The organism is Pseudorhodoferax sp. Leaf265 (assembly GCF_001422365.1).
Lineage (GTDB): Bacteria > Pseudomonadota > Gammaproteobacteria > Burkholderiales > Burkholderiaceae_C > Pseudorhodoferax.
This window is the reverse complement of the sequence record NZ_LMMT01000004.1, coordinates 33,763-48,140: the sequence shown is the minus strand read 5'-3', so window position 1 is coordinate 48,140 and position 14,378 is coordinate 33,763. Positions and strand designations below refer to the sequence as shown.

The window sequence follows — 14,378 nt, the reverse complement described above, 5'->3', positions numbered from 1 at the left end:
GGCGTCGGGTCCCGCGTCAGGCTGCCAGCTTCAGCGCGGGCAGGTCGTTGGCCACGTAGTCGTGGTAGAGCGCCGTCGTGTACAGCAGGCGCATCTGGGCGCCGATTTCGCAGATCTTGAGGCAGCGCTGCTGCAGCTCCACCGTGTTCGCATGCTCCAGCACGATCTGGTAGCCGCGTTCGCCATGGATTTCGTCGGAGACGATGTGCAGGTCGAAGAACTCGACCTCTTCGTCGGTGAAGCCGTACTTCTCGCGCAGCGTGGGCGTCTGCTTGCGGTAGATGGAGGGCACCTGCGATTCCAGGCCCACGACCAGGCCGGCGACGGCCACCACCGGGTCTTCGCGCATGGCGACGGCGTAGCACCAGCTCTGCAGGCCACGTGTGGTGGGCGACATGTTGTCGGGGTCGACCACGCGCTCGCGCGTCGTGCCGCAGGCTTCGGCGAAGCGCACCAGCAGGTCGGTGTGGCGGTCGCCGCCGATCTCTTCCTCGTACATGTTGGCCAGCAGGAAGTCCTTGGCCTCGGTCATGGTGTCCGGCGTGCGGGCGTAGATGTAGGCCAGGTAGTCGGCGAACGGGCCGACGTAGTGGTAGTGGTTCTCGGCCCAGCGCGCCAGGTGGGCGCGGCTCAGGTCGCCCGAGGCCCAGGCCTGGCTGAAGGGGGCCTTGTTGGCGCTCTTGCCCTTGATGGCGTCTTCGAGGGCGGTGCGGAAAGTGTCGCGGTTCATCAGTTCGGCGGTCATGGCGCAGCTCCTGCAGATTGAAGGGTGTTTCCGTGCTCGGAAGAATACAGTATACTGAAAACCAAGTTGCCCGCAACGCCAAAAAAATGGAGAGATCGGTGAATGCCCTGGGGATTCCTCTCTGGAGGGGCCTGGAGGCGATGGAATCTCTGTCGTTTGCGTTCGCCCCAATTCTTTAAACGGTATGCCGAGAGCCGATTTCATGCCCAACGTCGTTCTCCACAAACTAGGCCAGACCTACCGTGACGAGGTCCAGCCGCGGACCAATCTGGTCGTGCGCGCGGGCATCCGCCAGTTCCCCTATCCCCACTTGCAATACGGCTGCGGCATGGGCAAGTGCGCCAAGTGCGCCTGCCGGGTGCTGCGGGGGGGTGAGCACCTGCCCCCGCCGAACTGGAAGGAGAAGAAGCAGCTCGGCGAGCGCGTGGATGCCGGCTACCGGCTGGCCTGCCAGCTCTGGCTGGAGCACGACATCGAGTTGGCGCAGGACGCCCCCGAACCAGCCCCGACCGCCTGAGACCCGCGCCATGACGACCCATGTGATCCTGACAAGCAAGCCTGGCCAGTTCCGCACCGAGGTGGGCCCCGGCCTGCGGCCCGTCGAGGCCTACGACTATGTGTTCTGCGGCCGCGTGCGCGCCCAGTTCGTGATCGCCGTACTCGAAGAGGCGACCCGCGTGCGTGTGGTCGACGAGACCGAGCCGGCCACCGTGAACATGGTGCCTTCCAAGTTCCTGGAGCGTTTCGGCGACCTGGCCGGGGCCCGCGCCGAGCTGCAGGCTCTGTGCCGCTTCGGCACCATGGAAACGCAGCTGCGGCCCCGCGCGCTGGTGCCAGCCGCGACGGCGGCCGGTACCGTGCAGATCACCTTCGTGCCGAGCGCCGGCAAGGTGGTCAGCGCGCCGCAGAACAGCAACCTGCTGCGCGTGTCGCTGCGCGAGAAGGGCGGCATTCCGTTCAAGTGCGGCGGCGGCCTGTGCGGCACCTGCAAGTGCCGCATCGAGGAAGGGCTGGCGCACACGGATGCCGTGAAACCCAAAGAGCGCAAGCACCTCTCCGACGCGCAGCTGGCTGCGGGCTACCGCATGGCCTGCCAGACCTTCGTGCTGGGCGACATCGCGGTGTCCTGGTGAGCGCGGCCGGCATCCTGGCCTGGTGGCCGGCCGGCCTGGAGGCAGGCCACTACGCCGGCATGGCGTTGATGGTCCTCGTCGGTGCCTGCCTGCAGGGCGTGGGCGGCCTGGGCTTTGCGATGTTCTGCGCGCCGCTGGCCGCGCTGTGGTTCCCGGAGCTCGTGCCGGGGCCGCTGATCGCGCTGGCTTGCCCGCTGTCGCTGATGGCTGCGCTGCGCGAGGCGCGCGCGATCGACTGGCAGGCGGCCGGCACCGGGCTCGCCGGCCGCGTGGTCGGCACGGCTGGCGCCGCCCTGTGCCTGGCCCTGCTGTCGGCCGACACCTTGTCGCTGCTGTTCGCGCTGCTGATCCTGGCCGCCGTGGCCTTGAGCCTGCGCGGCTGGCGCGTTGCAGCCAGCCCGCGCAACGTGGCGATCGCGGGCGTGGCCTCCGGTGTCATGGGCACCATCACCTCGGCCGGCGCGCCCCCGTTCGCCATCGCCATGCAGCATCTGCAGGCTGACCGCCTGCGCGCGACGCTGGGCTGCATCTTCTTCGCCGGCTCCGCCGTCTCGATGGCCACGCTGGCGCTGGTGGGCCGCATGGGCCTGCGCGAACTGCAGCTGGCCCTGCTGCTGGCGCCCTGGATGCTGGGCGGCTTCGCGGCCTCCGGCCGGCTCGGCCAGCTGCTGCACCACCGCTCGCCGCGCCCGCTGCTGCTGGGCCTGGCGGCGTTCGGCGCGCTGGGCATCCTGGCGCAACGCGCATTTCCCCATTGAGCACTGCCATGCAACACATCACCGATGCCATGGTCGACGCCGCCGTCACGGCGCAGGACGCACAGCACTGCCTGCGAGAGGCATTCCGCGCCTTCGGCGATGCGCAGGCCGCCATGCAGCAGCGCATCCGCACCGAAGCCGGCGGCCTGAAGCTGTCCACGCTGGGGGCGGTGATCCCCGGCCAGCAGGTGGCCGGGGCCAAGGTCTACACCACGATCGCAGGGCAGTTCTCGTTCGTGATCCTGCTGTTCTCCGCCGAGGATGGGCGGCCGCTGGCCTCGTTCGACGCGGCAGCGATCACACGCCTGCGCACGGCCGCCTGCTCGGTCATCGCGGCGGGCTACCTGGCCCGGCCCGATGCCCGCACGTTGGCCTTGTTCGGGGCGGGTGTGCAAGGGCGCGCGCACCTGGCGCAGTTCGCAGCGGCCTATGGGCTGGACGAGATTCGCGTGTGCAGCCGCCACGTGACGCCGCAGCAGGCCGACACCTGGGCGCGCGCGTGCGGTGTGCCACTGCGCCTGTGCACGGCGGCCGAGGCGGTGGACGGCGCCGACCTCGTGGTCACGGCGTCGCGCGCGCAGCAAGCCCTGTTTGCGGGTGAAGCGCTGGCCGAGGGCGCCTTCGTCGCGGCCGTCGGCTCCAGCCTGCCGCACACGCGCGAACTGGACGATGCGGCGCTGCGGCGGGCGGCACTGGTGGCGGTCGAGTGGCGGCCGCAGTCGCTGCGCGAGGCGGGCGATCTGGTGCTCGCCGCTCCCGATGCGCTGGGGGACGCGAAGATCGTGGAGCTCGGCGCGCTGGTCTGCGGCCGGGTGCGCGGGCGCACGGACGCGCGCCAAATCATGGTCTACAAGTCGGTCGGCGTGGGCCTGGAAGACGTGGCGCTGGCGGGCCTGGCCTGGCGTCGGCTGCAGGGTGGCTGATGGGCCACCCGCCGCTCAAGGCTCCATCTGCGCGGCGTTGTACACGTGGCGGGTGGCGAGCAGCGCGGCGAGCTCCGCGTCGCCCTTGATCACGGCGCGCAGGATGGCGGCGTGCTCTTCCCAGTTCTGCTTGCCGCGCGTGCGGTTGATGGGTGCGAACACCAGCGCCGTGCGGTCGCGCAGCGAGCGCATGATGTCCTGCAGCACCGAGTTGGCCGCGCTGTTGGAGAGCGCGTCGTGGAAGCGCTGGTTCATCCGCATGGTGGTGGCCACGTCGTCGCTCTCGGCCAGGCGCGTGCCTTCTTCGAGGATGCGTTCGAGCTCGGCGATCTGGGCTGGGTCGTGGCGCTTGGCGGCCAGTTTGGAGTTGAGCCCCTCCAGGGTGGCGCGTACTTCCACCAGTTCGCGCATCTGCTGCTGGCTGAAGCTCGTCACCGAGGCGCCGCGGCGTGGCTCGATCGTCACCAGGCCCTCGGCGGCCAGCTGCCGCAAGGCTTCGCGCACGGGCATGCGCGACACGCCCAGTTCTTCGGACAGGCGGCCTTCGACCAGGCGCTCGCCTGGCGGCACCTGGCCGCTCAGGATGCGGCCGCGCAAGGCATCGACGACCAGCTGGGTCAGCGGCGAATGGCTGGCCCCCAGGGTCCCTGGCAAGGTAGTGGACGCGTCCATCGGCGTGTGTCTCGGGTGAATCAGGCGTCCGGGAGCAGGCTGCTCCGGCGAGCGGCAATTCTATTTCAGCCCCCGGGATACAAAATGCTGCAGCGGCTTCAGTGCAAGGCGCCGAATTCCTTGGCCACCCAATCGTCCACCAGCACCTTCTCGAAGCGCAGCGGGTCGCCGCTGTAGCGGGTCGGCCGCATCAGGAACGTGACGTCACGCAGCTGCCGCCTGCCAGTTTGCAGCACGCGGCCGTCGGCCGCCAGGCGCTGGAAGTGCAGGTCGATGCGCGGCGGATAGACGTCGCGCACCACGCGCAGGTCGCTCGCCTGCGGGCCGCGCCAGGGCTCGAAGCCGCCGGCGCGCTTGACGTCGGTGATGCGCACCTCGAGCTTCTCGTCTTCGGGCAGCACGGCCGCCGCCTTCTCGGCCAGATGGCGGGCCAGCGCGCTGAGCCAGGCCTCGCGCGCGGCCGGCGTGTCGGCGTGGTTCTCGCGCGCTTCGGCGAACTGGGCCGGGTCGCTCCAGCTCACGCTGACGGCACCCGGCGGTGCACCCATGGGGCGCGGCGTGGCGCAGGCCACGAGCAGGGCGGTGGCGAGCAGCAGTGCCCAGCGCGATGGCGTCGTGGTGGTCATGGCGGGTTCCTTCATTCGATGGCCGCGTAGACCAGGTGCCGGAACAGGTTGCGGAAGAAGATGCGCTGGTTGGGCGTCTGCGCCAGCAGCAGCGCGAACACGTCCTCGGCCGGGTCGACGAAGAAGAAGGTGCCGCCGATGCCGCTCCAGAAGTACATGCCCGGCGAGCCCGGCTGGGCCACCAGGCCGGGCGCCGTGCGCACGGCCACGCCCAGGCCGAAGCCATGGCCGGGCGCGAGCAGCTCGCCGGCCACGGGAATGGTGCCAAGGTGGTCGGCCACCATCCATTCCATGGTCTTGCGCGAGACCAGGCGCTGGCCTTGGAAGCGGCCCTGGTTGCGCAACAGCTGCAGGAAGCGCAGGTAGTCGGCCGCGGTCGACAACAGGCCGCCGCCGCCCGATTCGAAGGCCGGCGTGCTGCGTGCGTCCAGCATCACGACGCTCTGGCCGGTTTCGGGGCACTGCGCGAAGGGTTCGGCGATGCGGTGCTGCTGCGCCGGCGGCACGCTGAAACCGGTGTCCACCATGCCCAGAGGGCCCAGGATGAGGCGCTGCAGCAGCGCGCCCAGCGGTTCGCCAGCGACGACCTCGAGCAACGCGCCCAGCACGTCGGTGGCGCGGCTGTACTGCCAGCAGCTGCCGGGCTGGGCGCTGTAGGGCAGGCGCGCCAGTGCGTCGCAGAAGCCCGCGTTGGTCCGGGCGGTGTCGGCGAGGCCGGCCGCCTGGTACTGGCGCTGCACGGCGCTGTTGCCCAGGAACTCGTAGGTGAAGCCGGCCGTGTGGCGCAGCAGGTCGTGCACCGTGGGCGGGCGCAGCGCGCGCTCCAGCGCCAGCGCCCCGTCGCGCTCCACGCCCACGGGCGTCTCGGCGAACTGCGGCAGCCAGCGCATGATCGGATCGGCCAGCGACAACCGGCCCTGCTCGGCCAGCATCAGCGCCGCGAGCGACACGATGGGCTTGGTCATCGAATAGATGCGGAAGATCGCGTCGGCCGGCATGGCCTGCTGGCCGGCAGGGTCCCGCCGCCCCAGCGCGGCCTGGTGCGCGACCTGGCCGCCCTGGCCGACCAGCACCACGGCGCCGGGCAGCAGGCCGGCATCGATGTGCTGCTGGAGCACCTGGTTCAGGTGGTTCAAGGCGAGTGCATTCAGAAGGGCCATGGCAGGTTCCTGGGGTGGCAATGCCGGTTTATTGCGCTGGGATGAGGTGGCTTTGGGACTGAAAATTCCGCGATTACCGTCATTTTGGTCACAGATGACCCGCTGCTGCGGTGCGCAATCGAAGGCCCAGTGTCCTCTAAAGTCAGGGGACGCCGCGATGTGCCCGAGCGCGCGGCCCGTTTTCTGCATCCCCCGACGATCCTTTTCCGCATCCGGACTCCGAAAGGCCAGCCATGACCGCACGCACCACCTACCACCGCCTCCAGGTCGCGACCAACCTGGCCCGTTTCATCGAAGACAAGGTGCTGCCCGGCACCGGCATCGAAGCGGCCACGTTCTGGAAGGGCTTCGATGCAATCGTCGGCGATCTGGCGCCCAAAAACATCGCGCTGCTGGCCGAGCGCGACCGCCTGCAGACCGAACTGGATGCCTGGCACCGGGCCCACCCCGGCCCGATCGCCGACATGCCGGCCTACCGCGCCTTCCTCGAGAAGATCGGCTACCTGGTGCCGGTGCCCGCGGGCGCCAAGGCGACCACCACCCAGGTCGACGCCGAACTGGCCACCCAGGCCGGCCCGCAGCTGGTGGTGCCGATCCTGAACGCGCGCTACGCGCTGAACGCGGCCAACGCACGTTGGGGCTCGCTGTACGACGCGTTGTACGGCACCGACGCGATTTCCGAAGACGACGGCGCCGAGAAGGCCGGCGGCTACAACCCCATCCGCGGCGCCAAGGTCATCGCCTTCGCGCGCAAGTTCCTGGACGAGGCTGCGCCACTGGCCAGCGGCTCGCACAAGGATGCGACGGGCTACCGCATCGAAGGCGGCAAGCTCGTGGTGCAGACCGGCGCAGGCACGACCGGCCTGCAGGACGCCGCCCAGTTCATCGGCTTCCAGGGCGATGCCGCTGCGCCTTCTTCGGTGCTGCTCCAGCACAACGGCATCCATATCGACATCCGCATCGACCGCAGCACGGCCATCGGCCAGAGCGACGCGGCCGGCGTCAGCGATGTGGTGCTCGAATCCGCGCTGTCCACCATCCTCGACCTGGAAGATTCGGTCGCCGTGGTCGACGCCGACGACAAGGTCGTCGCCTACGGCAACTGGCTGGGCATCCTGCAGGGCACGCTGACCGAGGAAGTCGCCAAGGGCGGCAAGACCTTCACGCGCGGCCTGAACCCCGACCGCCAGTACACCGGCGCCAACGGCCAACCCGTCACGCTGCACGGCCGCTCGCTGATGTTCGTGCGCAACGTCGGCCACCTGATGACCAACCCGGCCATCCTGTACCAGGCGGCCGACGGCGCGACCCGCGAAATCCCCGAAGGGATCATGGATGCGGTCATCACCACCACCATCGCGCTGCACGACCTGAAGCCCCGTGCCGGCCAGACCGTGCGCAACTCGCGCACCGGCTCGGTCTACATCGTCAAGCCCAAGATGCACGGACCGGCCGAAGTGGCCTTCGCGAGCGAGCTGTTCGGCCGCGTCGAGCAGCTGCTGGGCCTGGCCGACAGCACGGTCAAGCTGGGCATCATGGACGAAGAGCGCCGCACCAGCGTGAACCTGGCCGCCTGCATCGCCGCGGCCGCCAGCCGCGTGGCCTTCATCAACACCGGCTTCCTGGACCGCACGGGCGACGAGATGCACACGGCCATGTACGCCGGCCCGATGCTGCGCAAGGGCGCGATGAAGACCACGCCCTGGATCACGTCGTACGAGAAGAACAACGTGCTGGTCGGCCTGGCCGCCGGCCTGCGTGGCAAGGCCCAGATCGGCAAGGGCATGTGGGCCATGCCAGACCTGATGGCCGACATGCTGGTGCAGAAGATCGGCCACCCCAAGGCCGGCGCCAACACCGCCTGGGTGCCCAGCCCCACGGCCGCGACGCTGCATGCGCTGCACTACCACCAGGTCAGCGTGGCGGACGTGCAGAAGGAACTCGAGAAGACGGACGTGGCGGCCGAGCGCGACGCCATCCTGAACGGCCTCCTGACCGTGCCTGTGGCGACGGACACCAACTGGTCCACCGCCGACAAACAGCAGGAGCTCGACAACAACGCCCAGGGCATCCTGGGCTACGTGGTGCGCTGGATCGACCAGGGCGTGGGCTGCTCCAAGGTGCCCGACATCCACAACGTGGGCCTCATGGAAGACCGCGCCACGCTGCGCATCAGCAGCCAGCACATGGCCAACTGGCTGCAGCACGGCGTGGTGACCGAAGCCCAGGTGCGCGAGACCTTCACGCGCATGGCCGCCGTGGTGGACAAGCAGAACGCTGGCGACCCGCTGTACAAGAGCCTGGTGGCCAACCCGCAGGGCGCGGCGTTCCAGGCCGCGCTGGACCTGGTGTTCAAGGGCAAGGAGCAGCCGAGTGGTTACACCGAGCCGCTGCTGCATGCCTGGCGCTTGAAGGTCAAGGCCGGCGCGTGACGCGCCACACCGGCCGGGCTGCGCGGGCCCCGGCCGCCCACGCGGCTCAGTAGCCCCGCTCGCGCGACACCTGTCCCGACACCGGACGGCCCGCCAGCCAGTCCTCGATCTTGCGGGCGATCTGCGCCACGGTCTCGCGCCGGCCGGTCTGCGCCGCCACGTGCGGCGTCACGGTGACGCGGGGGTGGTGCCAGAACGGATGGTCCGGTGGCAGCGGCTCGGTGCGGAACACGTCCAGCACCGCGCTCTCCACCTGGCCCGCGTCCAGCAGGGCCAGCAGATCTTCTTCCACCAGGTGCTCGCCGCGCCCGACGTTGACCACGTGCGCCGGCGCCAGCAGTTGGCCCATCGTCTGCGCGCGGAGGATGCCCGAGGTCTCCTCGGTGAGCGGCAGGATGTTGACCAGGATGCGGCTGCGCGCGAGGAAGGCCGGCAAGCCGTCCGAGCCAGCGAAGACCTGCACCCCGTCCACCGGCTGGCCGCTGCGCGACCAGCCCGCCACGTCGTAATCGAGCTGGGCCAGCACGGCCGCGATCCGCCGGCCGATGGCGCCCAGGCCCAGCACCCCGACCGGAAACGCGCGTCGGTCGCGCGCGGTCAGCTGTTGCCAGCGCCCCTGCGTCTGTTGCCCGGCATAGCGCCCGAACTGCCGCACGATGCCCGCCACCGCGTGCACCACGTACTCAGCGATCTGCGCCGACATGCCGGCGTCCTCGATGCGGTAGAGCGCCACCGACGGCGGCAAGGCCGGGTTGCGCAGCAGCGCGTCCACGCCCGCGCCCAGGTTGAACAGCGCGCGCAGTTGCGGTTCGCGCGCGTACAGCGCGTCCGGCGGCTGGAAGACGATGGCGAGTTCGGCGTCCTGTGCTGGCAGGCCCGCGTGCCACGGCACGAGCTCCGCATGGGGCAGGGCGGCCTGGAACTCGGCCACGTAGTCCGCCGTGTGGAGCGGGTGGGTGCTGCAGAACAGGATCTTCATGGCGATGTCGGCTGCCAGGCCCGGGGGCCTGGCGGTACGGGGAGATGGGGAGAGCGGTGGCGGGCCGGCACGGTTCAGAACACCTTGCCGGGATTCATCAAGTGGTTCGGGTCGAGCGCCTGCTTGATCCGCATCAGCAGGTCGGCCTCGATCGCGTGCGCGTGGCGCCGCGGCGCGTCCACGCCCTGTGCTGCGACGGCGCTGCCGCCGTGTTCGGTGGCCAGCGCGTGCAGCGCCTTGCCCAGCGCGTGCAGCGCCGCGTCGTCCACGGCGGCGCGGGCGGCATCGGGCACCAGCAGACCGCAGTGCAGGCTGCCGTCGCCCAGGTGCCCGAAGCAGAGCAGCCGCACGTCGGGCGCCTGGCGCCGCAGCACCGCGCCGGCCTGCGCGACGAACGCGGATAGCCGGGACAGCGGCAGCCAGACGTCGTGCTGGTGCGTGCGGCCGGCCCGCAGCTGGGCCTCGGCGATGCCCTGCCGCAGCCGCCAGAAGTCCTGCACCTGGGCCGGTGTCGACCCGAACGCGACCTCGCCGAGCGCACCTGCGGCCGACTCCTCGGCCAGCACGGCCTGCAACGGTCCGGCCAGCGGGCCGGCGCAGGTGTCGCTGCATGCGATCAGCGCCTGGAAGGCATGCCGCCCCGCCAGCGGAGCGCGCGTGCCGGGGACCTGCGCCAGCACCAGGGCCACGGCCTCGCCGGACATCAGCTCGAACGCCGCGGGACAGCCGCCGCAGCGCGCGCGCAGCGCGTCCTGCAGCGCGACGAGGGCATCCAGCTGCGCGGCGCCCACCCAGGCCGTCGCAACGGCGGCGGGCCGGGGCTGCAGCTGCAGCATGGCCGTGGTGATGACGCCCAGCGCGCCTTCGGAGCCGATCAGCAGTTGCCGCAGGTCGAGGCCGCCGTGGTCCTGGTGCCGCCTGTGCAGGCCGTTCCACACGCGCCCGTCGGGCAGCACCACCTCCAGGCCGAGCGTGAGCGCGCGCATGCCGGTGGCGCCGCCGGCATTGGTGGCCAGATTGCCGCCGATGGTGCAGCGGGCTTCGGAACCCAGGCGCAGCGCAAACGAGCGCCCGGCGTCCTGCGCGGCCTGCTGCACGCGCGCCAGCGTCACGCCCGCGTCGGCCAGCAGGGTCAGGTTCACCGGGTCGACGCCACGGATGCGGTCCATGCGCCCGGTGTGCAGGACGATCTGCGCACCGCTGGCGTCGGGTGTCGCGCCGCCGCGCAGGCCGGTGTTGCCGCCTTGGGTGACCACCGGCGTGTGCGTCTCGTGGCACACCCGCATGACGGCGGAGGTCTGTGCGGTGTCGGCTGGCCGCACGACGAGCGCGGCCCGGCCCTGCCACCGGCCCTGCCAGTCGCGCAGGTAGGGCGCCTGGGCAAGGGCGTCGTGCACCATCCCGGCGTCGCCCACGATGCCGTGCAGCCGCCGGTGCAGCTCGGCATGCGGCGCGGCGGGCCGGGCAGGTGCATCGTGCACGGGATTCATCGCGCCGGCCCGCCGGGGAACGCCAGGTGCATGCTCACCAGCCCAGCAGGATGCGGCCCAGCGCCATCGCCGCGGCGGCCTGCGTGGGCTCGACCACCGGCAGGCCGCAGGCCTCGTCCAGCGGCGTGCGGAACGTGGCCATGCCGGCGCAGCCCATCACCAGCACATGGGCGCCGCGCTCGTCCCGCAGGCGCCGGCCGGCGTCGACCATGGCCGCCAGCGTGGCCTCGCGGTCGGCCAGTGCGGACACGCCGCGTCCGATGGCGATCTCGCCGACGCAACGCTGCGCGATGCCCATGGCGCCCCAGGCGCGCAGGTGGCGCGGGATGGAGCCCGGCAGGATCGCGACCACGCCGAAGTGGTGGCCCAGGGTCAAGGCCGTCAGCACCGCCGATTCGCTGATGCCCAGTACCGGGACCGCGACGCGCTCGCGCAGTTGCGCCACGCCCGGATCGCTGAAGCAGGCCACCACGAAGCCCGCGGCGTCGGCCTGGTGGCGCGCGGCGAACGCGTTGACGGCCAGCGCGGCCTCATCCACATGGGCCTGCGTCTCCACACCGGGCGGGCCGGATGGGAGTGTCACGCAGCGGATGTCGGGCCCGCCGGCGTGCCGCAGCGGGTCCACCGCGGCATCGAGTTGCGCGGTCACGCTGGTGTTGCTGTTGGGATTGATGACGTAGAGGGTGCGGGGCATGGGGCGGGCGGTCGGCAGGGCGTGCAAAAAGTCTAGGCCGCCCGGCGGGGCATGGCACTTGCTAAGTTGTGGGTCATCCTTAACGTTCTGTTATCCGCTTGGCCCGCGGGCCGGGCCGGCACGCCATGTCCCTCAACCTGCGCCAGATCGAAGTCTTCCGTGCCGTGATGATCACGGGCTCCATCACCGGCGCGTCGGAGCTGCTGTGCGTGTCGCAGCCCGCGGTCAGCCGGCTGCTCTCGCACACGGAAAGCCGCGTCGGTTTCCCGCTGTTCGAGCGCATCAAGGGGCGGCTGTATCCGACGCCCGAGGCCAAGAAGTTGATCCGCGAAGTGGAGCTGGTCTACGCGGGCGTGGGCCGCGTCAACGAGCTGGCGCGGGAGTTGCGCGAGAACAGCGACGGCATCCTCAACCTGGTGTCCAGCCCCAGCGTCGGCCAGATGATCATTCCGCAGGCCGTGATGCGCTTTCGCCTGCGCCATCCGAATGTCAAGGTCACCTTCCAGTACCTCGGGCCGGTGCCGCTGGTGGAGCGCGTGCTCAACCACCAGGCGGACCTGGCGGTGACGCTGCGCCCGGTGGAGCATCCCAACCTGCTCGCCATGCCGCTGGGCTCGGCGCGGCTGGTCTGCGTGTGTCCGTACGACCACCCGCTCGCGCGCCTGGCCACGCTGGCGGTGGAGGACCTCGTTCCCTGGCCGCTGGTCTCCTACGAACGCAGCACCTACTTCGGCCGGCTGGTGGCCCAGCTGTTCGAGGCCGCGGGCCAGCCCGTGCGCGCGGCGGTGGAGGTGGGTTCGCCGCAGAACGCCTATGCCATGGTGCAGGCGGGGGCCGGCATCGCGCTGGTCGACGAGTTCTCGGTGCGCAGCTGGACCAACCACCGCCTGGTGGTGCGGCCGGTGCATGGCACGCCGCTGGTCCATGCGACGCTGCTGCACCTGCGCTTCGAACCGCTGTCGCAGATCGCGCAGTCCTTCATCACCGATCTGCGGGCCTTGATGCACGGCAATGGGCCATCCGTGCCCCGGCAAGGTGCAGAGATGCACCAGGACGCGACCGCTTAACCGCAGGTTATGCCTGTCGCACGAATCGGCAGGCGACAGCGCGGCGCGCGCTCGAAATAATTTCCTCCAACGCGTCGTCCTGCCGCTGCGCCACAGGCGCTCCGGCAGCCCGACGCGGCCCCGTGTGGACGCGGTCGACGACCGCGTCCGCACCTGTCCCGGCCCGTCCGTCCTTCCAGCGCCCGCACCATGACCGCTCCCTTCGACCTCACCATCCGTGGCGGCAGGATCTGCAACGCCACCGGCTGCACCGATGGCGACATCGGCATCGTCGACGGCCGCATCGCGGCCATCGGGCCCGACCTCGCGCCCGGCCGGGAAGACGTGGATGCCCGCGGCCGTTGGGTGCTGCCCGGCGGCATCGACAGCCACTGCCACATCGAGCAGCTCTCGGGCATGGGCCTCATGTGCGCCGACGACTTCTATTCGGGCACGGTGTCCGCGGCCTTCGGCGGCACCACCACCATCCTGTCGTTCGCCGCCCAGCACCGCAAGGACAGCATCCCCCAGGTGCTGGCCGACTACGCGCGCCGGGCCGCCGAGAAGGCGGTCATCGACTACGGCTTCCACCTGATCCTCACACGCCCCGACGAGGAGGCGCTGTCCGTGCACCTGCCGCAGGCCATCCGCGACGGCATCACCTCGCTCAAGGTCTACATGACCTACGACCTGCTCAAGCTCGACGACCACGCGCTGCTGGACGTGATGGCGACGGCCGGCCGCGAGGGGGCCATGGTGATGGTGCACGCCGAGAACCACGACATGATCCGCTGGATCGCGCAGCGCCTGTTGGACCGCGGCCACACGGCGCCCAAGTTCCACGGCGTCGCGCACGATCCGTTGGCCGAGGCCGAGGCCACCTACCGCGCGGTGCAGCTGTCGCGCCTGGTGGACGTTCCCATCCTGATCGTGCACGTGGCGGGCGCGGAGACCGTGGAGGTGCTGCGCCAGGCCCGCCGCCTGGGCGCGCAGGTGCATGCCGAGAGCTGCCCGCAGTACCTGTTCCTGGAAGCCTCCAACATCGACCTGCCGGGGGTGGAAGGCGCCAAGTTCTGCTGCAGCCCGCCGCCGCGCGACAAGGCCTCGCAGGAGTCGGTCTGGGCCGGCCTGCTGGACGGCACCCTGGGCGTGTATTCGTCCGACCACTCGCCGTTTCGCTTCGACGCGTCGGGCAAGCTGCCCCGGGGCGAATCGACCACCTTCAAGGAGATGGCCAACGGCGTGCCGGGCATCGAGCTGCGCATGCCGCTGCTGTTCTCCGAAGGCGTCATGAAGGGCCGCATGGGCATCGAGCAGTTCGTGGCGCTGACCGCCACCAACCATGCGCACATGTACGGCCTGGCGCCGCGCAAGGGCGCCATCGCGGTGGGCGCCGATGCGGACATCGCCATCTGGAATCCCGCGCGCGTCGTGGACGTGACGGCCGCGCTGCTGCACGACAACGTCGGCTACACGCCCTACGAAGGCATGCGCCTGACCGGCTGGCCGGAAGACGTGTTCAGCCGCGGTCGCAGCGTGGCCCGCGCCGGCGCGCTGCACGCCGCTCCGGGCTCGGGTCAGTTCCTGCGCCGCGGACCGTCGCGGCCGCTGGGTGCGCCGCCCGCCCCCTCGCCCGGCCGGGGCGCGTTCAGCGCCCTGATCGGACTCGGCACCGCCGGTGGCGCCGCCACCGCCTGACCTTGCCAGCCGCTTCCCCCAC

General features: G+C 70.8%; 14 protein-coding genes. 7 read left to right on the top strand and 7 right to left on the bottom strand.

Annotation, left to right across the window (positions count from 1 at the left end):
- Positions 1 to 16: 16 nt before the first annotated feature.
- On the bottom strand, positions 17 to 745 hold the full coding sequence (locus ASF45_RS06480; protein ID WP_056658930.1) for a TenA family transcriptional regulator: 729 nt from the start codon (positions 743 to 745) through the stop codon (positions 17 to 19).
- Between the two features lie 202 nt (positions 746 to 947).
- On the opposite strand from ASF45_RS06480, the gene ASF45_RS06475 reads away from it, so the two are divergent.
- From ASF45_RS06475 to ASF45_RS06460, 4 genes are all read left to right on the top strand, one after another.
- Complete coding sequence (locus ASF45_RS06475; protein ID WP_056659239.1) at positions 948 to 1,262, top strand: 2Fe-2S iron-sulfur cluster-binding protein; 315 nt, start codon at positions 948 to 950, stop codon at positions 1,260 to 1,262.
- A 283-nt stretch (positions 1,263 to 1,545) separates the two neighbouring features.
- The gene (locus ASF45_RS06470; protein WP_056659237.1) at positions 1,546 to 1,878 is read left to right on the top strand and encodes a 2Fe-2S iron-sulfur cluster-binding protein; all 333 of its coding nucleotides are present in this window, start codon (positions 1,546 to 1,548) and stop codon (positions 1,876 to 1,878) included.
- Entirely contained in the window at positions 1,875 to 2,636 is a 762-nt protein-coding gene (locus ASF45_RS06465; protein WP_235580836.1) for a TSUP family transporter, read from the top strand. The genes ASF45_RS06470 and ASF45_RS06465 overlap by 4 nt, the downstream gene beginning before the upstream one ends.
- An 8-nt stretch (positions 2,637 to 2,644) precedes the next feature.
- Positions 2,645 to 3,559 (top strand): ornithine cyclodeaminase family protein, encoded by a 915-nt coding sequence (locus ASF45_RS06460; protein ID WP_056658926.1) that lies wholly within the window; start codon positions 2,645 to 2,647, stop codon positions 3,557 to 3,559.
- A gap of 15 nt (positions 3,560 to 3,574) precedes the next feature.
- On the opposite strand, the gene ASF45_RS06455 is transcribed toward ASF45_RS06460, so the two are convergent.
- The 3 genes from ASF45_RS06455 to ASF45_RS06445 form a co-directional block, all read right to left on the bottom strand.
- Entirely contained in the window at positions 3,575 to 4,231 is a 657-nt protein-coding gene (locus ASF45_RS06455; protein WP_056658923.1) for a GntR family transcriptional regulator, read from the bottom strand.
- Positions 4,232 to 4,329: 98 nt separating this feature from the next.
- Entirely contained in the window at positions 4,330 to 4,857 is a 528-nt protein-coding gene (locus ASF45_RS06450; RefSeq protein WP_156472875.1) for a DUF3016 domain-containing protein, read from the bottom strand.
- Positions 4,858 to 4,868: 11 nt separating this feature from the next.
- On the bottom strand, positions 4,869 to 6,017 hold the full coding sequence (locus ASF45_RS06445; RefSeq protein WP_156472874.1) for a serine hydrolase: 1,149 nt from the start codon (positions 6,015 to 6,017) through the stop codon (positions 4,869 to 4,871).
- 233 nt (positions 6,018 to 6,250) lie between these two features.
- On the opposite strand from ASF45_RS06445, the gene ASF45_RS06440 reads away from it, so the two are divergent.
- The gene (locus ASF45_RS06440) at positions 6,251 to 8,449 is read left to right on the top strand and encodes a malate synthase G (RefSeq protein ID WP_056658917.1); all 2,199 of its coding nucleotides are present in this window, start codon (positions 6,251 to 6,253) and stop codon (positions 8,447 to 8,449) included.
- A 46-nt stretch (positions 8,450 to 8,495) separates the two neighbouring features.
- Here the strand turns inward: ASF45_RS06440 and ASF45_RS06435 are convergent, their stop codons facing one another.
- From ASF45_RS06435 to ASF45_RS06425, 3 genes are all read right to left on the bottom strand, one after another.
- Positions 8,496 to 9,428, bottom strand: a complete 933-nt coding sequence (locus ASF45_RS06435; protein ID WP_056658914.1) for a glyoxylate/hydroxypyruvate reductase A — start codon at positions 9,426 to 9,428, stop codon at positions 8,496 to 8,498.
- A gap of 74 nt (positions 9,429 to 9,502) precedes the next feature.
- Positions 9,503 to 10,918, bottom strand: coding sequence for an FAD-binding oxidoreductase (locus ASF45_RS06430; protein ID WP_056658910.1), 1,416 nt, complete (start codon positions 10,916 to 10,918; stop codon positions 9,503 to 9,505).
- A gap of 34 nt (positions 10,919 to 10,952) precedes the next feature.
- Positions 10,953 to 11,612: an aspartate/glutamate racemase family protein gene (locus ASF45_RS06425; protein ID WP_056658907.1), complete on the bottom strand. Its 660-nt coding sequence runs from the start codon at positions 11,610 to 11,612 to the stop codon at positions 10,953 to 10,955.
- 125 nt (positions 11,613 to 11,737) lie between these two features.
- Between ASF45_RS06425 and ASF45_RS06420 the strand changes: the two genes are divergently transcribed.
- Both ASF45_RS06420 and hydA read left to right on the top strand, forming a co-directional pair.
- Positions 11,738 to 12,679, top strand: coding sequence for a LysR family transcriptional regulator (locus ASF45_RS06420; RefSeq protein ID WP_056658905.1), 942 nt, complete (start codon positions 11,738 to 11,740; stop codon positions 12,677 to 12,679).
- A gap of 189 nt (positions 12,680 to 12,868) precedes the next feature.
- Complete coding sequence (gene hydA / locus ASF45_RS06415) at positions 12,869 to 14,356, top strand: dihydropyrimidinase (RefSeq protein ID WP_056658902.1); 1,488 nt, start codon at positions 12,869 to 12,871, stop codon at positions 14,354 to 14,356.
- Positions 14,357 to 14,378 lie beyond the last annotated feature (22 nt).

Coding starts and splice junctions, on each gene's coding strand:
- ASF45_RS06480 (WP_056658930.1), bottom strand. CDS start 745: ATGACCGCCGAACTGATGAACCGCGACACTTTCCGCACCGCCCTCGAA.
- ASF45_RS06475 (WP_056659239.1), top strand. CDS start 948: ATGCCCAACGTCGTTCTCCACAAACTAGGCCAGACCTACCGTGACGAG.
- ASF45_RS06470 (WP_056659237.1), top strand. CDS start 1,546: ATGGAAACGCAGCTGCGGCCCCGCGCGCTGGTGCCAGCCGCGACGGCG.
- ASF45_RS06460 (WP_056658926.1), top strand. CDS start 2,645: ATGCAACACATCACCGATGCCATGGTCGACGCCGCCGTCACGGCGCAG.
- ASF45_RS06455 (WP_056658923.1), bottom strand. CDS start 4,231: ATGGACGCGTCCACTACCTTGCCAGGGACCCTGGGGGCCAGCCATTCG.
- ASF45_RS06450 (WP_156472875.1), bottom strand. CDS start 4,857: ATGACCACCACGACGCCATCGCGCTGGGCACTGCTGCTCGCCACCGCC.
- ASF45_RS06445 (WP_156472874.1), bottom strand. CDS start 6,017: ATGGCCCTTCTGAATGCACTCGCCTTGAACCACCTGAACCAGGTGCTC.
- ASF45_RS06440 (WP_056658917.1), top strand. CDS start 6,251: ATGACCGCACGCACCACCTACCACCGCCTCCAGGTCGCGACCAACCTG.
- ASF45_RS06435 (WP_056658914.1), bottom strand. CDS start 9,428: ATGAAGATCCTGTTCTGCAGCACCCACCCGCTCCACACGGCGGACTAC.
- ASF45_RS06430 (WP_056658910.1), bottom strand. CDS start 10,918: ATGAATCCCGTGCACGATGCACCTGCCCGGCCCGCCGCGCCGCATGCC.
- ASF45_RS06425 (WP_056658907.1), bottom strand. CDS start 11,612: ATGCCCCGCACCCTCTACGTCATCAATCCCAACAGCAACACCAGCGTG.
- ASF45_RS06420 (WP_056658905.1), top strand. CDS start 11,738: ATGTCCCTCAACCTGCGCCAGATCGAAGTCTTCCGTGCCGTGATGATC.
- hydA (WP_056658902.1), top strand. CDS start 12,869: ATGACCGCTCCCTTCGACCTCACCATCCGTGGCGGCAGGATCTGCAAC.